Annotated in this window: 16 protein-coding genes; 6 read left to right on the top strand and 10 right to left on the bottom strand. The window is 26.2% G+C overall.

Annotation, left to right across the window (positions count from 1 at the left end; translation table 11 throughout):
• The first annotated feature begins 229 nt into the window (after positions 1–229).
• The 4 genes from MBFIL_RS04155 to MBFIL_RS04140 all read left to right on the top strand — a co-directional run bounded on the left by MBFIL_RS04155 (position 230) and on the right by MBFIL_RS04140 (position 4,108).
• Entirely contained in the window at positions 230–700 is a 471-nt protein-coding gene (locus tag MBFIL_RS04155) for a gamma carbonic anhydrase family protein (RefSeq protein ID WP_066971774.1), read from the top strand.
• 74 nt (positions 701–774) lie between these two features.
• On the top strand, positions 775–1,872 hold the full coding sequence (gene hisC / locus MBFIL_RS04150; RefSeq protein WP_066971772.1) for a histidinol-phosphate transaminase: 1,098 nt from the start codon (positions 775–777) through the stop codon (positions 1,870–1,872).
• A 266-nt stretch (positions 1,873–2,138) separates the two neighbouring features.
• Positions 2,139–2,837 (top strand): anaerobic ribonucleoside-triphosphate reductase activating protein, encoded by a 699-nt coding sequence (locus MBFIL_RS04145; protein WP_066971770.1) that lies wholly within the window; start codon positions 2,139–2,141, stop codon positions 2,835–2,837.
• 134 nt (positions 2,838–2,971) lie between these two features.
• On the top strand, positions 2,972–4,108 hold the full coding sequence (locus tag MBFIL_RS04140; protein WP_066971768.1) for a tetratricopeptide repeat protein: 1,137 nt from the start codon (positions 2,972–2,974) through the stop codon (positions 4,106–4,108).
• Positions 4,109–4,119: 11 nt separating this feature from the next.
• On the opposite strand, the gene MBFIL_RS04135 is transcribed toward MBFIL_RS04140, so the two are convergent.
• The 3 genes from MBFIL_RS04135 to MBFIL_RS04125 form a co-directional block, all read right to left on the bottom strand.
• On the bottom strand, positions 4,120–4,836 hold the full coding sequence (locus MBFIL_RS04135) for a hypothetical protein (RefSeq protein WP_066971766.1): 717 nt from the start codon (positions 4,834–4,836) through the stop codon (positions 4,120–4,122).
• 108 nt (positions 4,837–4,944) lie between these two features.
• On the bottom strand, positions 4,945–6,312 hold the full coding sequence (gene glmM, locus MBFIL_RS04130) for a phosphoglucosamine mutase (protein ID WP_066971764.1): 1,368 nt from the start codon (positions 6,310–6,312) through the stop codon (positions 4,945–4,947).
• 91 nt (positions 6,313–6,403) lie between these two features.
• Positions 6,404–6,799: an RNA-binding protein gene (locus tag MBFIL_RS04125; protein ID WP_066971763.1), complete on the bottom strand. Its 396-nt coding sequence runs from the start codon at positions 6,797–6,799 to the stop codon at positions 6,404–6,406.
• Positions 6,800–7,454: 655 nt separating this feature from the next.
• Between MBFIL_RS04125 and MBFIL_RS04120 the strand changes: the two genes are divergently transcribed.
• Complete coding sequence (locus MBFIL_RS04120; protein WP_066971761.1) at positions 7,455–10,154, top strand: carboxypeptidase-like regulatory domain-containing protein; 2,700 nt, start codon at positions 7,455–7,457, stop codon at positions 10,152–10,154.
• Between the two features lie 790 nt (positions 10,155–10,944).
• On the opposite strand, the gene MBFIL_RS04115 is transcribed toward MBFIL_RS04120, so the two are convergent.
• The 7 genes from MBFIL_RS04115 to MBFIL_RS04085 form a co-directional block, all read right to left on the bottom strand.
• Positions 10,945–11,676 carry a TIGR00297 family protein gene (locus MBFIL_RS04115; protein WP_066971759.1) on the bottom strand — a complete coding sequence of 244 codons (732 nt, stop codon included), beginning with the start codon at positions 11,674–11,676 and terminating at the stop codon, positions 10,945–10,947.
• Positions 11,677–12,299: 623 nt separating this feature from the next.
• Positions 12,300–12,875 (bottom strand): 30S ribosomal protein S3ae, encoded by a 576-nt coding sequence (locus MBFIL_RS04110; protein WP_066971758.1) that lies wholly within the window; start codon positions 12,873–12,875, stop codon positions 12,300–12,302.
• A 433-nt stretch (positions 12,876–13,308) separates the two neighbouring features.
• A complete protein-coding gene (locus MBFIL_RS04105) occupies positions 13,309–13,638 on the bottom strand; it encodes a NifB/NifX family molybdenum-iron cluster-binding protein (RefSeq protein WP_066971755.1) in 330 nt (109 codons plus the stop codon).
• An 18-nt stretch (positions 13,639–13,656) separates the two neighbouring features.
• On the bottom strand, positions 13,657–14,226 hold the full coding sequence (locus MBFIL_RS04100) for a flavodoxin family protein (RefSeq protein WP_066971754.1): 570 nt from the start codon (positions 14,224–14,226) through the stop codon (positions 13,657–13,659).
• Positions 14,227–14,796: 570 nt separating this feature from the next.
• On the bottom strand, positions 14,797–17,019 hold the full coding sequence (locus MBFIL_RS04095) for a DEAD/DEAH box helicase (protein WP_066971751.1): 2,223 nt from the start codon (positions 17,017–17,019) through the stop codon (positions 14,797–14,799).
• A gap of 99 nt (positions 17,020–17,118) precedes the next feature.
• The gene (locus MBFIL_RS04090) at positions 17,119–18,369 is read right to left on the bottom strand and encodes a BREX system ATP-binding domain-containing protein (RefSeq protein WP_066971749.1); all 1,251 of its coding nucleotides are present in this window, start codon (positions 18,367–18,369) and stop codon (positions 17,119–17,121) included.
• A 257-nt stretch (positions 18,370–18,626) separates the two neighbouring features.
• Positions 18,627–19,430, bottom strand: a complete 804-nt coding sequence (locus MBFIL_RS04085; protein ID WP_157078647.1) for an EVE domain-containing protein — start codon at positions 19,428–19,430, stop codon at positions 18,627–18,629.
• 354 nt (positions 19,431–19,784) lie between these two features.
• Between MBFIL_RS04085 and MBFIL_RS04080 the strand changes: the two genes are divergently transcribed.
• Positions 19,785–22,658 (top strand): hypothetical protein, encoded by a 2,874-nt coding sequence (locus MBFIL_RS04080; protein WP_066971745.1) that lies wholly within the window; start codon positions 19,785–19,787, stop codon positions 22,656–22,658.
• Positions 22,659–22,965 lie beyond the last annotated feature (307 nt).

Below are 22,965 nucleotides of genomic sequence, written 5' to 3'. Positions count from 1 at the left end.
GTCAAAATGTGCTAATAAGTAGTATGCATTTTATAATAAAATGTAATACTAATTTTCTCGAGAGGCAAAATTTTGACTGAAACCTCACTAACAATAACTATCCATCAGTTCGATTTTTCAAATCCATGAAAAAATGAAATACTGAAATAAAAAGAAAAAATGAAATACTGAAATAAAAAGATAAAAATGAAATAAAATAACAATAATATAGAAACAATAAAATGATAATATGAAAGTACATGAAACCGTCAAATTACTTCCAGGTAGCCATGTTATAAGAAATGTGGAAATTGGTGAAAACTCATCAGTATGGTTTAATGCAGTCTTAAGAGGAGACCGTGGAGGAATTAAAATAGGTAAAAACGTGAATATACAGGATAATTCTGTTATTCACTCCTCACCAAACTCAATAACTGAATTAAAGGATAATGTATCCATAGGTCATGGAGCAATTATTCATGGGTGTAATGTTGATGAAAATGTTCTCATTGGAATGAATGCAACAATATTAAATGGTGCCAAAATAGCTAAAAACTCAATAGTAGGTGCAGGAGCATTAGTAACTGAAAACAAAGAATTTTCAGAAGGAAGTTTAATAATAGGATTTCCTGCAAAAGCTGTTAGAAAATTAACAGAAGAAGAAATTGAAGGCATAAAATTAAATGCTATGCATTATGTTAAATTAGCTCAAGAATATTAATAATTAATTAAAACAAAACAGTGTTAGCTAATAAGCCAATATTAGTGGATTTAAAAATTATAATTATAGATACTATGAAAATACGAAAAATTATTAACCAATTAGACCCATACGTTCCTGGAAGATCACAAGATGAAATAGCTAATGAATATGGTGTGAAAAAAGAAGATATAATTAAATTAGGATCTAATGAGAACCCATGGGGACCATCACCTAATGCAATAAAAGCTATTTGCGAAAATATAAATAATATTAATAGATACCCTGAATCAAATTTAAAAGATCTTAAAGAAGAAATAGCTAACTATTCTAATTTAAAATCAGAAAATGTAATTGTTGGTGGTGATGGAGCAGATGAAATAATTGAAGTCCTTGCTAAAACATTTATTGATCCAGAAGATGAATTTATAGTCCCATTACCATCATACATGTACTATGAATTTATTTTTAAACCATACGGTGGAATTCCTGTTTATGGAAAATGGAATATAGAAGATAATAGCTTAGATGTTGATTCTGTACTTAAAGCAATTAGTGAAAGAACTAAAGTAATCTTTTTATGTAGTCCAAACAATCCTACAGGAGGAATTATTACTAAAGAACAGCTTGAAACCATTATTAAAGCAACCGATGCACTGATTGTAATAGATGAAGCATATTACGAATATTCCTTAATTAATAACACAGAGCTCATAGATAAATACCATAATGTATTTATAATGCGTACAATGTCTAAAGTTTTAGGATTAGCTGGAATGAGAGTTGGCTATGGTCTTTCAAACCCTAAATTAATCGAATATATGCATAGAATCAAACCAGTTTTTAGTTTAACAAGAACATCCTATTCAGCAGCTCTTGAAACATTAAAAGATAAAGAATACATTGAAAAATCTATTACTAATGGAATAAAAAGTAGAGATTATCTTTACAATGAATTAAAAAAATTCAAAGAATTAGATGTTTTAAAATCCTATTCAAATTATATTTTAATGAATATCAAAAGAACAGGGCACACAGCATCAGAATTCTCAAAAGAACTGTTAAAAAAAGCAGTTATTGTTCGAGATTGCACATCTTTTAAAGGTTTAGATGAATACTGGATTAGGGCAAGTATTGGAACATTAGAAGAAGATAAAAAATTCATAGCTATTTTAAAAGAGTTAATAAAATAAACTAGAGAATATCCAAAAACCTATATGGAGTATTATTTTTTAATCAATACTTTCTGATATTTCTTTATTTTTGTACTTAATCTTCTGGAAAATATTTAAAGTATTTTAAAGTATTACTTTTTAAAATAGAAAATAGGTTTTAGAAGTTCTCAATATTAATTAATAAATAAAAATAATAAATAATAAATAAAAATAATAAACAAGTATTCAGAAAATTATTGAAGTGTTTAACTAATATTATTGAGTTATTAAATGAATGTGGAATAATGAAGATCGGTGGAACATTAATATCATCTATAGAATTCTCAGGATATATGTCGCTAGTTATTTTCCTAGCAGGATGTCCTTTAAGGTGTCTTTACTGCCATAATCATGAATTAATAAAAGGTGGAGAAGAAGCAACATTAGAAGGAGCATTTAAATTAATAGATGACTCAAAAGATTTCATTGATGGAATAGTTATATCTGGAGGTGAACCATTAGTTCAAGTTGAGGATTTGAAGAGTATACTGGCTTATGCTAAATCATTAAAACTTAAAACAAAATTAGACACCAGTGGTTATGATCCAGAGAGATTAAAAAAAGTTATTGATTTAGTTGATTATGTATCACTTGATATTAAGGCACCATACGCAAAATATAAAGAAATCACACGATTAAACATTGGAGACAATGTTAAAAAAAGTATTGAAATAGTTAATAATGCAAAAAACACTTACTTAGAGTGTAGAACCACATTTGTCCCAACATTAATAACAGTTGAAGATATTAAAGAAATAGCTAGTAAACTTAAATGTGACAAATACACAATACAACAATTTAGAAATAAAAATGTGTTAGATCGATCTTTAGAACATGTTGAAAGCCCAAATCCTGCTGATTTAAAGGAAATAGCTAAAGAAATAAAAACAAATTTTAAAGAAGTAAGTGTAAAAACAGCTGAATTTGGAGAAGAAAAAATATAATAATAATTTAAAAAATAATAATACATTAATTTTCATTAAAATTCATAAATTTAGTATAAAAATAAACACAAAATATTAAAGAATAAAATCGACACAATTTAGTTTATGTTAAATTAAAAGTACGGTGTATTAAAATGCCAATACTATCATTTGGAAGTCAAAATATTGACCTTATAACTGGGAAAAAAACAACTACTATTCGGAAGTTGTGGAAAAATCCACTTAATGTATCTGATAGACTACATTGTTATTGGAATTTAGTATCTAAAGAAAAGAAAAAAATTTTTGAAGCAGAAGTTACAGGTGTTGAAGTAATCCCATTTAAAGAATTAAAAGAAAATGATGAGATAGCTATTAAAGAAGGTTACACGAATGCTACAAAAATGGTTACTGAATTTAAAAAAATGTATTCAGAAGGAATAAAAGATGAGGATCAATTTCAAATAATACATTTTAAAAAATTAGATGTTGAAGATTGGGAAGGAGAAAAAATTGATGAAAAAGCTATGATTACACAAAGAGCAGACATCTTATTTGAAAGTGGAAAATACGATAAATCTGCAGTTTGCTATAATGCAGCTTTAAAATTTGACCCAGATGATGTGTATCTATTAAATAAAAGAGGAGACAACTTAACACGACTTGGACAGTTTGAAGAAGCTATTAAATGTTATGATAAAGCATTAACTATTCAAAAAAACAATGAATACATATGGAACAACAAGGCAATAGCTCTTTTAAACTCAGGAAATCCAGAAGAAGCATTGATAGCTAATAATAATGCACTGAAATTTAACCAAAAAAGCTCAGCTATTTTGTATTGGAGAGGAATAATCTTACAAGTACTTTCCAGATTAGATGAAGCCTTAAAAGTATATGATAAACTAGTTAAAATTGATGATAAAAATCCTGAAGTCTGGAATGCTCACGGAACACTACTTACAGAAATGGGTAGGCATGAAGAAGCATTAAAATCATATGATAAAGCAGTTGAATACTGTTTTGATGAAAATGATATCGATGCAACAGCTAGAAATAGAAAAGGAAATGCTTTACTTGATCTTGGAAGATTTGAAGAAGCACTAAGTTGTTACGATGATGCAATAAGACTTGAACCAAAAAATGAAGGATTCTTACTAAATAAAGGAGTAGTTCTTTTAGAACTAAACAGGTTCAAAGAATCAGCAGAGGTATTCACTAAAATCTTATCAATAGATCCAAAAAACGATGATGCTCGTACTTTAAGAGATGAATGTTTAGAAAATATGTAAATTATATATATTTAAAAATTAATTTCATCAATTGTAGAAATTAATTTATCCATATGAGATAGAATAGTTTTTCTTGGATCATGTTTATATGTCTCATATACAATAGCTGAAGTTCCATTTTGAATTATTGGTACTGTAACATATGAAGGACTACTTTGAGGATACGGAAAGTAATAAACAAGTTCTGGTATGTTTTTAATTATTTTTTCTGAAATATTTAGCGATCCATAGTCATCAACTGGCACAAATATGAAATTTGTTTCTTCATATAAATTTCCATTGTCTGTACCTATTGTTGCATGGATATCTACAACTAAAGAGTAATTTTTACTCGATATATCTGGAACAGCAAACTCACTAGCAAGTAACTGACCATTCAGTCTTCCCTGTTCATAATCCATTGGATTATCAGTAACATTAATAATATATACAGAATATGAATAATTCAATGCATCTGCTTTTGATTTTATAGTTTCATACAGTGCAGTGTGAGCAGGATATTCACGAGGATGAACACCTATTATAAAAGCTATTTTTTTATCTGAGCTCTGATTTCCAAAAGACTCTACTAATTCTACATTTCCTTTGTAATTAGATCCTAATCTTGTTTTATTTAAAACCGTCTTTTTTTCTAAATAGTTTGGATTACTACTATAAATAGCTATAAATAAAATTAAGACTATGATAATAATGGAAATAGCTCCAATGAAAAGTTTATTTAATTTCATATGTACCGCACTGAAAATTAGAAATAATGAAAATATTAATAAAGTTTTTTGAAATAATATATGCCCAAGCTTAAATTGTTAAATTAGAAAATCTTTGATTTCTCGTTTTTAAAAGGTTGATTGGTACTTATCAATTAGTGAAATTCCCCACTTTGCCATTTCAATAGCGTTTTTTTCTACTTTAGATTCTGAAAATGATCTGAAAATTGGTTCGGTCCCTGATGGACGAATTATAACCCATCCATCTTCTTTAAATATTTTGACTCCATCAGTTGTATCGACTTTAAAGCCTAAACTGCTGACTTCTTCAGCTATTTTTTTCATAACTTCGTCTTTTTTCTCATCTGGACATTTTATTTTTAATTTTTGAGAATAGTAAACTGGAAGTTCTGCTACAAGTTCGGATAATGGTTTTTTCTCTTTAGCTATTATCTCAAGTATTTTAGCTGCAGAAAGTGCTGCATCTCTACCATAAACGAAGTCTGGGAAAATTAATCCACCATTTTCTTCCCCACCAAATAATCCATCTTCATCTTTTAGTTTTCTTGAAACAATAAGGTCTCCAACTGCTGTTGCTATGAATTCACCATTATTCTCAATAGCTATTTCCTCAATAGCTGAGCTTGTTGCAACTGTTGTAACAACTAATCCCCCATTGTTTTCTTTTAACATTTGTTTTTCAACCAGTGCAAAAGTTTTATCTCCTAAAACAAAAGCTCCATTCTCATCAATACAGATGGTTCTATCAGCATCTCCATCATGAGCTATTCCAATATCTGCTTTAAGTTCAATAACTGTGTCAATTAAATCTTTAATATTTGCTTCAATTGGTTCTGGATCTCTTCCTGGGAAAAATCCGTCTGCTTGTGAATTTAGTGTTATAATTTCACAACCAAGTTTTCTAAATAAATAAGGAGCTGTAAAGCATCCTGCACCTGAGCCAGGATCTAAAATAACCTTTAATTTAGCTTGTTTTATTGCATCAGAATCCACTCTCTTTATTACTTCCTCTAAGTATTCATCAATGATTTTATTATTGTGATATAAATTACCTATTTCTTTCCATGATGCCCTTTCTGGTTCGCCATCAAAATACAATTCTTCAATAGCTAAATCCAACTCATCATTTATTCCTATTCCAAATTCATCAACAAATTTAATTCCATTGTATTTTGGAGGATTATGTGATGCAGTAACTATTATTCCCCCATCATAGTAATTTCTAACTGCATATTGAACTGCAGGAGTTGGAAGAATCCCTAAATCTACAACATCACATCCAGAAGATAAAAGTCCTGAACTTATTGCATATTTTATCATTGAAGTGGTTGTTCTTGTATCTCCACCAATAGCTATTTTCCCTTTTACTAAACTACCATAACATGCTGCAAGTCTTGCTGCAAACTCTGGAGTTAATACTTCATTAGCCACTCTACGTACACCAAATGTTCCAAATAATCGTTTTTTAGAAGTCATTAAACTTTCACCTTTTTAGTATCCAATAACTAGTATTTCTTAATTTAAGTACATAAAAGTTTAGTTGATTTCCATTAATCAATAAAATTTTTTAAATAAGTTTAATTGAATTTGAATTATCTAAAATCAATTCCATTGTAGATTTATATTCTGTTACTGCTCCATAAATTTTAGCCTTTTTTCCTTTATAACTATTTAAATCCACACCAGATTCTTCAAAGTCTGCAACAGTTGATTGAAATATAATAACATTTATTTTACTATCTCCATCATTAACACTTAAAAAATAGCTTGTTCCTGAAGAAGATTGTTCAATTGATTCAACAACTCCAACAATAGATATCTGCTCACCAACCATACCTTTATCAATCTTTCCAATCTGTACTTCTTTTGCTTCTAATCCCCCTGCAAAAACTAACATTCCTATAATTCCAAAAAGTCCTGTGAATAAAGCTATTTTAAATATTTTTCCATCTGTTAATTCCATAATATTACTCCCTTAATATTTTAATATTAATAGTTTATTAATAAATAAAGAAATAATATTACTTAATTTTTACAGATATAAAAGTTACTTAAAAGTTATGTTAATTTTGATTTGAAAATGAAATTTAAATATTTAAATTCAGCTATTCATTATTTTACAGACATTAATAGAAATGACTATTTAATAGTTAATATATGATAAAAGTAATAAAAATTTTAAAATTAATAAAAACATTCATCCTGTTTAAAATGCTTAAATTTTGGAATAACTTTTGTTCAAACTTTTTTCAAAAGTTTGTTTCAAATTAATAAAAACATTTCTTATGTTTAAAATGCTTAAATTTTGGAATAACTTTTGTTCAAACTTTTTTCAAAAGTTTGTTTCAAATAATGAAAATAAGTGAAAATAAGACATTCTCCTATATTCCCCTATTATTTTTTTAACCATTTTTATTTACTTATTTATAATATACATATAGATATATATTATTTTTCAATAAATCTTATATATAATATAGAATATAAATTACTACTAGTTAATTTGTAATGATTATTCTTTATATTTTAACTTTTTCTATGGAAATACAAATATTAAATTATATATTTATATATATTTTATATAATTATTTGTAATTATTTATAGATTCTTTATCTGATTGAATGAATCAGGAGGTGAAAATAATGTTTGTAAAAAAAACGATTTATGTCAATTTATGTTATTTAGTTTAACAGTTTTAGCTATTTTGGTTTGTTTTACTGTGTCTGGTGTTAGTGCTGGTTCTTATGATTTTACTAATTCTAGTACTACTCAAGATTTTCAGAATCTTATTGATACTGATAGTGATGCTGGTTTAGAAATTAATCTTACTAGTAATTCATACAATAGTTTAGGTCAGATTAATGTGACTCGTAATGTTACTATTCAAGGTAAAAATAATCCTGTAATAAAGGGTTCTGGGTCTGGTATTTTGTTTAATATTAATGCTCCTAATGTTCGTATTATTAATTTAACTATTATTGATTATGATACAGCTATAAATTCAAATTCTAGTGATTTAACAATTATGGGAAATAATATTACAACTAATGATATTAGTATTAATTTAACTAGTTCTGGTGAGGATTTAACTAGCATAATCATTAAGGACAATTCTATCATTTCTGAAGTAAGTATGGGGAGTAGTGCTGTTTATGTTTATACACCAGATTATAGTGGAGCGGTTATTGATGTTTCTTTGATTAACAATAATATAACTGGTAATGGTGTGAGTGGTTCTGATGGTGTTCGTTTTGATGGTGTTGGTTGTTCTCTTGATTTGATTTTTGAAAACAACAACATCACAGGAACAGAGGAGGTTGTTATTCTTTCTACATCCAACAGCAACAATACCAATATAACTTTCACTAACAACAATATCACAACCATAAACGATTTTGGTGTTTCTCTGCTTGTAAACAGCAGCAACAAAATCAATATAACTTTCACTAACAACAACATCACAGGAGAAAAAGGTGGTGTTACTATGAATCCAAGTAGCAGCATCAACTCCCAATTTACTTTCAATAACAATAACATCACAGCAACAAATGAAGTTGGTGTTTATCTAGATGTATCCAGAATCATCAACTCCCAATTTACTTTCAATAACAATAACATCACAGCAAATGAAATGGGTGTTGCTCTAATTGCAGACAATAACAACACTGATGTAACCTTTAATGAGAATAATATTTCTGGTAACAATTATGCTATGATTAGTTTATTCTCTGGGCATTTTGGTGGTTTATATTTGTTGAACAATAATTTTACTAGTAATGATGTTGGTTTAGGCTTTTTATTAGGTAATGTTGTTGTGAATGATGTTTTTGTTTCAGGCAACACTATTAATGCAACTAATACTGGTATTGATTTTGAAGATCTTGGTTCTAGTTATCTTAATTTAACTGTTAATTATAATCGTATACTTGCTGATGTTGGTTTAAACTTTACTACTAATGATAATGGTAGTAGTTTTGATTACAATTGGTGGGGAATTAATGATATAGCTAATAAAATCGATGGCATAACTACTACTAATCATTATATTTTGAATATTACTAATCTTAGTGGTTCGGACAATGTTAGTTTTTACCTGTTGGTCTTGAATACTACTTTGATTAATACTGGTGTTGAAAATTTGCCTGATTTTACTATTAATGGTACTTTTAATGGCGTAGCTTATAATTCTAGTCGTGACGAAAGTTTTACTCATCTGTTCACTATTTTATCTAGAGGAAATCAGACTGTAACTGCTTTCTTAGATGAACAAAATATAACTAGAACTTTTTATGCGATAAAAAATTCTACTATTGTTGTTAGTCCTAATTCTGTGAATATTGGTCAGAATATCACTGTTAATGGTGTTTTAGATAATTATGCTGGTATTACCAGTGTTAATGTTACTGTTGATAGCACAGTCTTTACGAATGTGTCTGTTGATACTTCTGGTTATTGGGAGCTAAATTACACTACCAATCGCACTGGCACTGATTTAGAGGTTATTGTTAGCTTTACTGGTAATGAGAATTACACAAGCTTTAGTAATGCTACTAGCTTTAATGTTACTAAGTTAAGTGTTAATTCAACTGTAAATATTCCAAGTGATGTTAAGGTGGGTAAAACCATAACAATCGATGGAGTGCTTGTTGATGAGAATGGTAATCCTGTAGCTAATGCTCCAATTAATGTTACTGTTGATGGTAAAGTTCATTCTTTGACTACTGATTCTAATGGTCGATGGAATCTTACTTATAAACCAAATCATACAGGAAGTGTTAATGCTGTGATTGATTATGCAGGAAACGATGAATACTCCAATTATACCAATACTACAACTTTTAATGTTGTGAAAGGTAAAATCACTGTTGATGTGGATGTAGTTAAAAATCCTGATGGATCTGTAGATGTGATTGTCACAGCAACCGATGAAGACGGCAGTCCCATACCTAACTATAAAGTTAGTGTTGATGTGGATGGTGAACACATCGGAGATATCGTTACAAGTGTTCCTGGTGTTGGAAGAATCCATATACCAAGTAATAAACTCAGTAACGGTCGTCATGTTATTGCAATTTCATCTGATGATGTAAACTACAATATTACTCCAGTTTCAGTTGAGTTTGAAACCCAAAACAACAATACCAACAATACCAATAATAATACCAACAATAATACCAACAATACCAATAATAATACCAATAAAACAAGTAACAGTCCAGTAGCTAATGCTACTATGAAAAATACAGGAATGCCAATAATAGCTATTATATTGATGTTGTTAACCATATTCAGAGTAGCAATTAGAAAACAAGATTAAACATTTTTTTAGGAGGATATTTATTTTTTCCCTCCCTTATTTTTTCAATAAATTGGCTGTGCAATAATTATTTTTTCAGTTGATGGATAACATGAGAATTTTACCAGAGAAAAAGAATAATTACATATAAAAAGAAAATTATTAAATATGAATCATATAATTATTATAATTCCTATAAATATCTTATTGCTACTTTTTTCCTCTTCTTTTGGTTCTTCATTCATTTTTGTTATTCTATTTTTTATTGGCATAATTATCCTCTCATTTAGAATTAGATAGCTACTGATATGTATCATGTTCTGTTATAGCTATCAATTTTAAAAATTATTATTAATGAAGTTATTATTTAAAATAAAACCATGTTTAATCTTTTCATAGGCTAAACAATCTTATTTAGTTTTTAAATTTTGATTAAATGACTAAATTGTATCTATAATACTTCTTGATATTTTTTAAAAATTTTAATTATTAATAATTATCATACCATTTATTTAAAGATAATTGAAGAAATTTATAGCTATTTGTTCAATATGATATTTTTAAAAATAAGGAAATATAATAAAATATTAAAGTAAATAATCATATTAGTAGCAATATTAATAAATAAAGTAATATCTTATATAAAACAGATTTCAAACTTTTAAAAAAAGTTTGAACAAAGTTATTTTTCTGAAATAAGCATTTAAACACTATTTCATAGTACTAAATTTGATTTAATTATCTATTAATATATTTTGAAAAATTAGTATTAATTTTCTATTTTTCGAAATCATTGTTTCAAAAATGCAAGTTAAAAAATAAAAGAGAACAAGATACCTATAATTGAACCAGTGAATGTACCTAATAAATTAACATGTTCATTGTTCAATATTTTCTTTTGTTCAAGAACTGCTCCAAGAATACTATCCATAAAACAACCAATGGTTCCAGAAATAATAGATATTATAAGAGCTAAAGCAAGATTAGGAATTAATCCTAAAACAAAAGCAGATAATCCAATAAATCCAGATCCGATAATTCCAATTAAAGTTCCAAGAGGAGAAATTCCCCCATCAGTTCCTGGTTCAACCTTTTTTAAAGTGGTTATTAAACGAGGTTGTCTTAACACTCCAATTTCACTTGCAAGAGTATCAGATGTAGCTGTAGAAACAGCACCTATAAATCCACATGTAAATAAAAGTCCAGAATCACCAAACAAGAATAAACTCAAGCCTCCAATAGCAGACATTATACAAGCTATTAATCCATTGGAAATAACATTTTTAGCAGTTCTCTGACCTTCATATAGTCCTCTTTCTAATTTATATGGTTTCTTATAACGAGTAGCTATTAAACTTATAAATAAAAATAAAAATAGTATGATTAACCAGTTTATATTTGCTGAAAAGATGATTATAATTCCCATTACAACCATTGTAATGCAACCTAAGGCATCAAGAGATTTTCTACGATATATTACTACACTAAGAGCAATAAGAACTATAACGTAAGACAAACCACCAATTAATATATCAACATTCATCTTTAATCACAACAAATATTTTTTCAAATTTAAATAAGTAGAAAAATCCTTAAAAATTTATAATAAACTAATAGAATTTAAATTTATATTTATACACTGATTTCGCAAAATAGAAAATTTTGTAAAATCTCCCATAAGTACATAAATCAATTTTTATGGCTTCAAAAAGGATTTTGAAAAAATTTTTTATTTTTTCGAAATCAGTGTTAAATTATACACTGATTTCGCAAAAATAGAAAATTTTGCAAAATCTCCCATAAGTACATAAATCAGTTTTTATGGCTTCAAAAAGGATTTTGAAAAAATTTTTTATTTTTTCGAAATCAGTGTTAAATTATACACTGATTTCGCAAAATAGAAAATTTTGCAAAATCTCCCATAAGTACATAAATCAGTTTTTATGGCTTCAAAAAGGATTTTGAAAAAATTTTTTATTTTTTCGAAATCAGTGTTAAATTAATATTTGATTAAGTTTTGTAATAACTTGTTATAATACTTTTTGAATATGAAATCAGGAAAACTTAATAAAAATAGCTATTAAATTAATAAATAATAATTAGTAAAATAAATAGCAATAAAAGTTAAAAATAATTAGTAAAAATTAAATAAATAGAATAAGAATATTATAAAACTTTACTTTTAATAATATCTACTCTTTTTAAAGGATAAATCTTTTTAGCTTTGTGATAAATTTGAGAAGCTAATCTTCCATCAACAGCTGATTCAATAACATCTTCAAAGGTTTTATCAGAGTTCACATTTTTAACTAAATCATGTATAGTTTCTCTCATGAATTTTTGTTGGGAGGATTTAGCTCTTCTTGTAGTAATAGCTAGTACATGTAATTTATACTTGTAACCATCTTTTGTATCAACTACAACTGGAACATCAATCCTACTTGTTCCTCTTCTAATCATACTTCTAACATAATCACTGGTTACTTGGTGTCCTATAAACTTAGTGTTAGCAATGTTACCTGCTGTGTTTTCTACTTCAAATCTTAATTTTATGTACTGTTTAGAGAAATCACCAGTTAATTCCCTCATAGTAACATCTACTCTTCTACCAATGAGAAAATCTGGGTCTCTTGATGGTGTGTCACCTATTTCTTTATCACCGAAAGCTATTGGTGTTTTAATAGTATACCAATCTTTTTCTTTCCAAGTGTCACGTACCCTTCGTCTTTTCGCCTTTGCCATATATATCCCTTCCTTAAATTTGAGTTAAATTAATAATAAATTATTATGAATAAGTATTTAGATAGAATCAATTAAAATAGCTATTAAGAAATTTAAAACTAAAATAGCTATTAAGAAATTTAAAACTAAAATAGTAAAATAATATCTAAATTAATTAAAATTATAAAATCAAAATTAGACCTAAAAATAACTAAAAAATGATAACATATCATAGCCATAACTAATATAATTGAAAAATAGTTAATATTAGCAAAATAACTACAATTATCAGTATTAATTAAATATTTGGACGCAATCCAAAATTCCAGTGTAATTAGTTGATATTTTAAAGTTTTAAATAAATTTAAAACCCGCCCATAAAGGTTATTGTAATTTATTTAAATTATCATATTTAAATGTTTTTAATAATAAAATGAAAAATTAAAGTAATAATTTACAATGGAGACTTCATAAAAGTATAATGATCAACATATCCTTTTAAAGCATCAATTACAAGACCTTCATCAACAACTATCTTTAAACCAGCCTCTTCAATTCCAAATTTAGATTTAAAACCAAATTGAACAGCAATGATAACATCACAATCTTGAATTTTATCTAAAACCTTTGTCCACTGATGTCTTTCATCTTCATCAATATCAACGGTTCTTTTTTCAATAAAATTTGTTGTATCTCCATCAAAATTATAAATATATAAAGAGTTAGCTTTTCCAAAATGTAAATCAACATTTTCTCCATCAGATGAAGCAATAGCTATTTTCATTTAACCACACAAGAATAATTATTCTTTTAATTTATTAATTAATTTAGCTACATTTTCACCAAATAATCTAATTGTGTTTAATCCTTCACTATCTTGATCAGTTGTTCCTTCTTCAAGAGCAAAAACCATGTTCCAATAATCAGATCCTACAATAATCATCTCATTAATTGGAAAAAACATAGTCATTTCTTGTAAAGTCAATGTTTGACCACCTCTTCTTGCAACAGCTATTGGTCCACCAACCATCCAAGACAAGAACTTATCTGTTCCACGTGAAACTTTTCCTATCCTTTGAAGTGCAGACATTATATCTCCCCTTGCAGTTCCAAAATATACTGGGGCTGCAGGAATAAATCCATCTGCTTCACGCAAGCTATTAATGATTTCCTCAAGCCCATCATTTAAAACACAGTTTCCTTTTTCAACACATTTATTACATGCAATACAAGAACTTATTCTTTTTCCTCTAAGAGACAGTACTTCTGCATCTACACCATTTTTCTTAATTTCTTCTGCACATATGTTTAAAACATCTACTGTATTGCTGTTAGCTCTTGGGCTTCCACTTAATAAGATAACTTTTGCCATTTATAATCCTCCAATGATAGATATATTATTATTCTATATAATTTATGATTCAATTAGTATATATCTGTTCATGAATAATATTATTATATGTTTTAGTAATATGAAACAAACATTTCAAACTTTTAAAAAAAGTTTGAACAAAAGCTATTTCCAAAAATAAACCATTCTAAGTATAAAGAATGCTTTTATTAATATGAAACAAACATTTCAAACTTTTAAAAAAAGTTTGAACAAAAGCTATTTCCAAAAATAAACCACTTTAAGTATAAGGAATACTTTTATTAATAGTAATAATGAATGTGATTTCAATTGTAAAAATAAGAAGAAATAAAAAACTAAGACAAAAATATATTAATGTTTTGGAAACAGTTATGTGGAGTATTATTTAGTTATTTTATATAAATAATGTACTTTATTTGCTAAATTATTAATAATCCTACTTAAAATTAAAAAAATAAGAAATAAATAAAGTATAATTTTAAGGAAATAATGTATGAAATATGAATTTACCTTCTAAATCATATAAAAGAGTATAGTTAATATCAGATATAGAAAAAAAGAAGGTATAATCTATTTCCAGTTTTTAAATTTTGTTTCATTGATTATTTCAACTTTATTATCTTCAATAAGAGTTATAATATTTTCAATATCATAAATAATATCCATTTTTAAGTTAATGTTATCATCTTCTGGAATAAAGTTAACAAATTTATTTTTATAAAATTTCCCAAGGTCTTCATTTACAAAGATCTTGAAATTCTTAGTTTTAATGATATTTTTTAAATCATACATACTTTCTAAAACGTCATTTAAAGAATTTGTCTCTTTTAATTTAAATGAACTGTAAAAAGGAGTGTCTCTTACACTAAAAACATTTAAAGTGTATTTCATAACCATAGATAACAATGCATTAGCTTTGTCCCCTGCAAAAGTGTAGATATATACACGACCTTCGTGATCATCAAATTCAAGCGGAATGATTCCTTTTTTAAAACCTACAGATGATCCATGATCAATATACTCGTAAATGAGGTCTACAAAAGATTCATCCACAACAGAACCTTTAGATTTTAATAATTTATTATCAAAGTTACCTAAAACAATATCATATATCCTTCTAGCTATTGTATAGTTTATTACTGCTCCATCTCCATTCCATCCAGGAATATCTCCTTTTTTACTAATATCATCTTTTACATGTATTTTGAATTTAGTGTAATCTATTTTAACTACTTTCCAATGTTTACCTCCAAGAATAAAAGAAGTTCCTTCACATAGTGTTAGTGCAAATGTAGGATCAATTGTTCCTATAGTCATTTGTCCTTTAACAATTCTGTACTCATAATTAGGACAGAAAACTGTGAAAAAGTTCTTGAAATTATTTTTTCCAAATTTTTCTTCAAAAGTAGGTCCTAGACTTAAATATTTATTTCTATTTACAATGAACTCTTGATTCTCCATGTGTTCTATGAGTTTACGATATTCCTCTGAAGAAATCTCTGAAAAAACAAAAGAATCTTTTAATTTAAAATATACTTCTTTTTTTAATATCTTTTTATATTGAAAAATCACACTTAATATTTGATGAAAATATATGTCCTTAGATTTTCTAGGTATTTTTATATTTTCCAATCTCTCTTCTTTAATTAAGCTTAACTCTGCTAAAGTAATGAATACATCAGTATCATTTTTACAGAAAATTATTGATCTTTGTAGTTTTGATTCTCTGCCACTTCGACCAATCCTTTGTAAAAATGAGCTAACATTATTTGGAGGCAATATATGAACTGTTGCAAATATATCCCCAATATCTATTCCTAACTCTAATGTTGAAGTGCTAATCATCATTCCATGTTTAGACTCCTTAAATTCTTTTTCATTATTTTCTCTTATTTTTTTATCAAGTGATGAATGATGTAGGAATAGATTATGAGGATTTAAACTTTTTTTAATCAATTTAGTGTAATTTTCAGCTCCAGCTCTTGAACGAGAAAATAATAATAGCTTTTTATCATTTGAATATTTATTTAATGAATCAAAAGTATTAGTATCTTTAAATGGGATTACTTTATATTTCAAATCTCTTTTTGATTTATTTTCTATTATACTTACATCTTTTTCATGATTTAACCATTTAGCAACTAATTTTGGATTTTCTACTGTTGCAGATAAACCTATTCTAATGACATGTGGTTTAGTGATATGTGTTTTAATCCCATATTTAGAAATTCTATTTAATAAAGAATTAAGTTGAACTCCTCTATCTGAATCAGCAAAGTAATGGATTTCATCAACAATGATATACTTCATATTTTTGAAGATTCTCTCTTTCTCTGATTCAGTCCTCATCATTAGTATTACTTCTAATGATTCTGGAGTTATCAATAGAAAATCTGTAGGATCTTTTATAAATGAATTTTTACGAGATCTTGGAACATCTCCATGCCATTTAGTAACAGTAAATCCCAAATAATCTGCCCATTTACTAATTCTTCGATCCATATCATTTAGTAGTGCTTTCAGTGGAGAGATATAAAGAACATTTATAGAAGTAATGTGATCTATATGGTCTCCATGATCAAACTCATTTAATAATTCACTGAATATTGGTATTAGTGCTGCTTCAGTTTTACCAGAAGCTGTTGGAGAAATTATTAATGAATCATTACCATTTAATATTATGGGAATTGTTTCTTCTTGTATTTCATTTAATTTTTTCCACTTTAAGTAAGATATTATATAATGTTGAAGACGTTTGTGTAATAATGAAAATGAATTATTTCTTCCAGACATTTAATCACATACACATTCAATCAATTAGATATAACCCAAAATAACCATGTTGATTCAAATACAATGTATTAATATATATTAACATTCTGCCAAACTATTCTACCAATCATCATCCTCTAATTCCTCTTGAAGTTCAGATTCTTTAGCCATGTAAACTTTCAATATATCCTCAGGTTTAGTGAACTCACTTGAATTTTGTTCAATTGCATCAAGGAGACTTACAAATGCTTTTATAAAGTTTCTAGGATTTACTTCCTTTCCAGAAAGTTCAGCATTTTCTTCAGCATCACGAATTATATCTGGAATGATTGGTTGAATTCTGTCATGAACAGCCCAATCATAAGCTTTTTCATGTAACTCTATTATTTTAATAGCTATTTCATTTAATTCATCATGTTTAAACCCTTTTAAAGTTATAATAGGTTTTCTTAAATCTACAACATCTGAATCCAATGTATCTTCTATTCGTTCATTTAATGCTTTGTAGCTTGGAATTCCTTTATTTGGATCATCAAAAAATTCAGGAGTTCCTGCAAAAATAAAAATAGTATTTTGAAAAACTCCCCTATCACATCCATCATATATATCCCTAATGTAATTATAAGCAGTGTCTCTAATTTTTTGAGTGTGAAGATTCATTATATATTCTGCTTCATCAATTAAAACTACCAATCCTGAGTATCCCACAGAATTAACAAATGAAGATAGTGCTTTTAAAAACCTAAAGGCATTTTCTTTATCAATATCCCCTTTAACTCCAAATTTTTTCTTCTGAACAAATGGAATATTTGAATCTCCTCGTAGCCAAGCCCTTGCATAATCTGCAGTTTCTTGATCATGCCTTTCTAATGATTTATGATAATGTTCAATTGCCATTGCAAATGAATTTGAATGATATCTAGCACTTTCTAAATCTTGAGATATGTTTTCATTTAAAAACTCAATTCTATCTTCTTCACTTAACTCTCCTTGAGCAACAGATCTTTTAAGACGGCTTAACCATCTGTTGATAATATGATCCAATGAAGTACCTGTTTTTGCCCTTAAATTTTGAGCAATATTTTTATACACAACATCAATTTTATTAAATGGAAGGTCATTTCCAAGTGAAATCCACGAAACTGCAAACTTATTTTTTAATGCTAATTCCTCGATAATTTTAAGAAAAAATGATTTTCCAGCTCCAAATTCACCATAAATAAATTTAGTAAAAGCTTCGCCATTTTTTGCTTTTTTAAATAAATTTTCAAACTCTTTAATTTCTCTTTCCCTTCCAATGCATAAAGACGAAACATCTTCTGATGGAACATTTCCATTTTTTAATGAACTGATTAATTTCTCATGCTTCATTTTAATCCCCAAATATGAAATAAATTATCAATATTGATATTATTATTAGTATTATTATTAGTATTATTATTAATATTAGTATTACTATTAATATTATTATTAGTATTATTAATATTAGTATTAATATTAGTATTATTATTAGTATTATTTGTAAATATAGTATTAATTAACTATTAGAATCATTGAATATCTATGTAAAATATTCTTTATTATGTTGATGCTTAAATTAATAAAAAATACATTAGAGCTATTTAAAGCTATTTAAAGCTTATATAACTGAACCTCATCTTTTTACCAGATTTACCATATAATACTAAAAATTTATCAGGATTTCTAGAAGGATTATGTTTAAATCCTAGTTTCCAGACATTTTTAGTATAAAAGTCCTCAACCTCATCATAGGTTTTGAATATATCAAATTCTTCTAACATGTGTTTAAAATGCATAATAAATGTTTTTATTTCCATCTGTTTAATTTCTGTTGTTGATTTGATAGTTAAAAACAAAGAGTTTATAGCATTTAATAAAAAATCATTCAATGGAAAAGATATTTCCTCAAGATATGAAGGATATTCTTTACTTAAGGAGGTTTTATTTAAAATCTTCTTAAAATCTTCCTCACTGACTTGTTTATATTCTGATACTAAAGAATTATGAATACTGTCGGGATCTTTTATAAAATCCAAATCACTTGCAATATCTGATATCATAATAGGTTCAGAAAAATACTTGATTCCTTTAAGTTGTAACTTTTTCTCGGAATATAATGTATCATATAATATTTCACCATTGCAGATTTTCTCTTTAACCATAGTATATGCAAAAAAACAAATCCTATTTCTTACATTTTTTGTGCTGATTGTTGAGTAAAGAATTAACCTATCTCCAGGATTAATTTTATACATTATAAGACTTTTTTCTTTTTTAGCACCTAATATTCTATTATCATTTATTTCTCTTAGGTGTTCATAATTAACCCTATGAATCCAGAATTTATTTTTAATATTATTTGAATCTTTAAATTTTGATAAGATCTCCTGTGAAATAATCCTCCCCTCCATTGACATTTAATAAAAATTACAAACGAATTGAAAATATACTTCTATTATTTAAATATGACGTTTAATTCTTCAATGAAACATAGTATAACTATTAATATGATTACATCCATTATAAATAGTAATCACTCTTGAATATCAATAAGTTAAAGATTCTGATTTAATTTTTTTAAATTTATAAATATATATTTGAAAATTTTTAAAAATTTTCATAAAATAAAAAGTTGAATAAAGTTGAATAATTTTTTTAATTTGATATCCCTTTAATTCAATATTAAATTTAAGATCTAAACTAATATATCTGAGATGTAACATATCACTACATGAATTAACATATAAATTATATAATGGGTTACTATGGAACTAAAATTCGTGAAAACTACTGTTGAAATGAAATTTGCAGAAACAATATTTTTAAGATTACTATCAAGTGATTTAGAATTAATAGGAAAATATTATATTGATTTTAAAAATATTTCAAATGATAGAAAAATAGAGTCTAAATCTATTTTAACTGATGTTTATATATTTAAAGAAAAAAATATTTGGATTGCTGTTAATAAAAATAAAGATGAAACGATATATGCATTTGGGTTAGGAAATAAAAATGAATTTAACTCTGTAAAAGAAAGTAACCCTAAATTAGCACAATTGCTTTTAAATTTTCACTACAATCTCTTCTCTAACAAATCAACAGGATATTTCTTAAAAAATAAAAATCTAAAATTCAGTATAATCATGTCTATTAATAATTTAAATCCAACCGACATGTCTTTTTCAAGATCATTAGGATTTAATTTTTTTAAATTAAAAAATAATAATGAAGAAGGATATTATCTTAATTTAGGACATTTAAGTGAATTTAAAAATCTGATAGAAAATATTCATAAAATAATAAGCGAAATTAACTTTGAAAAACATTACGATATAAATAATAAATCAGATAAAATTTGTATTAAAAATTTTAATAGTGTTAATAATAATCCTTCTAATAATCCCCCTAATAATCCTTCTAATAATCCCCCTAATAATTCCATTAATGAGTCCTATGACACTAAATCACCTGATAATTCCGCCAATAAAGAATTTAAAATTAATTTTAATAAAATAAAAAAAAATAAAAAAGAATTAAGTAATGAACATCTTGATAATCTAAATTTAAATAATAATTATCAGACTAATAATGAGGCATATGCTAAATACAGCAATAGCAATTTAGATACTAAAAAATTAAATGAAATTTCCGAGGCAATGAAGAAAGTTAAGACAATACCTATTATCAATATTGCAAAAAGTGATAAATTAAAGCCACAAACAGGAAAAAGTAATGAAAATATAGCTATTGAATTGAAACCCCCATTGAATGAATCTAAAAATCAAATAAATACTAAAAAAGAAAATGATGAAATATTTAAGTGTGTGAAATGTGGAGCTAAAATAGCTAAAAATCGAGAAAATATTAATAATAATAATTTAAAATGCTTAGAATGTGAATCTAAAGAAAATGCAGTTAATTACTTGAAAAATTTATTAGAAAATCTAGAACCTGAAGAATTATTTAATAAAAATGAACTTATAGCTAAATATGATTATGATGAATCAGTTCTAACAGAATATATATGGACATTACAAGAACATGATTTAGTGAATTTTGATGAAAAAACTAAATATTATTCTCTTGAAAACAAAGAAACATTAACAAAATTCGTAGAAGAATCTGTTGAAGAAGAACTCGACATAGATTCTTTGAAAAAAGATGATCATAAGAACTTAAGTAAAATATGCAAAATTTGTAATGAAGAATTTCCTATAAAGCAGTTCTACAGAATTAATGATAAAAAATATTCTAATATATGTAAAGATTGTTTTGAAAAGACATATGCAGTGAAATCATTGATTAAAATTATAAATATCCTTGGATATCCATTAAAAATAAAGGAAGAAGAATTTTTAAAAGAATATTCTGAACAAGAAGATGATCTGTGGACATTACAAGAAAACGATTTGATGTTATTAGATTCTGTCAACAATGAATATTATTTTGCTGAAGAACAGATTATTAATGAATTTTTAGAAAAATATGGAAATAAAGAAGAAGAAAAAACTGTTGAAGAAATTATAAATAAAAAAGAAAAAAGTATGGAATATACTTTAAAAAATAATAATACTAATACTAATAATACTAATACTAATACTAATAATACTAGTACTAATACTAATACTAATACTAATAAATTAAAAGGCAGTGAACATGAAAAGGAATTAATACCTCAAAAGAAACCTAATGGAAAATATTCTGATTATAAAGGTGTTAGTTATAATATTACACGTAAATTATGGATTGCAAGTGTAAAGATAAATAAAAAAATCAAACAAATTGGTGCTTTTGAAAGTGAAGAAAAAGCATATCAAGGAAGATGTAAATATCTAAATAGACATCCTAGTCTTAAAAAAGATAGCTATAATAATGATTATAAAAAAGATAAAAAATCAGATAAGGTCCCTACTAAACAGATAAATGGACATTATTCATTATATAAAGGAATTAGTTATGGAAATGCTAGTAAATCATGGTCTGCTTCAGTGGTTGAAAATAAAAAAAGAATTCACTTAGGCAGAAGTTTTAACACAGAGTATGAAGCAATACAAGCAAAAAAGAGATACTATATTAAAAAAAATCCAATGCTTGCTACAATTCATGAAAATAGTGAGAATGTTTCAAACAATGGAGTTTCATTCGATCAAGAAAGCTGTCATTGGAAAGCAGAAGTTAATAAAGATAAAGATAATGTTACCATAGGTTATTTTGAAAGTGAAGACGAAGCCATAGATGCTAAAAACAGATTTTTAAAGAAAAATACTGAATATGATGAAATCATAACCAAAAAAACTATTCCTAAAAGGGAAAAAACACTTACACAAAAATCAAATTACACTGTATCTAATGTAAAAACAAAAGAAAAACCTATAACAATAGCTATGGAAAAGAGTTTTATTATTAATAAAAATAAAGAATTTACTGAATTAATTGTCAAAGGAATTATAGAAGACAGTGAATTCCTAGATACAATGAAGATATTAGAAAACTTCGCATATTCTCTTAAAAAAATTTATGCAACTCGAATATATGGGATCTATTATGATATACTACTTGAATTACATGTTGAAAAAGAAGATTTACTTGAAGTCTATGAAATACTTGAAGAAAGTGGATGGAACCTGGATAAGTAGATGATTTCAAGTAATTAATTAAATAATCAATATTTCAGTTAAATATTATTTAAAAGATTATTAAACTCTTAAATCAGTATCAATATTTAAAATAATAGAAAATTAGAATACATAAACAGCAACATAAACAGCAACATAAACAGCAACATAAACAGCAACATGAAAAATTAAAATTAATTAAGAGGATGTTCCATAATTCTATAAGTCGTTTAAAATCTATTTAATTAATTTTTAAGCATTTTAATTAAATATATATTAAAACAAAGTTATTTTAATCATTTTTAAATATAACATGTTTTCATGATAT

The organism is Methanobrevibacter filiformis (genome assembly GCF_001639265.1).
Taxonomy (GTDB): Archaea; Methanobacteriota; Methanobacteria; order Methanobacteriales; family Methanobacteriaceae; genus Methanacia; species Methanacia filiformis.
The sequence above is the reverse complement of the archived record's forward strand: the minus strand, read 5'-3'. Positions and strand labels throughout refer to the sequence as shown.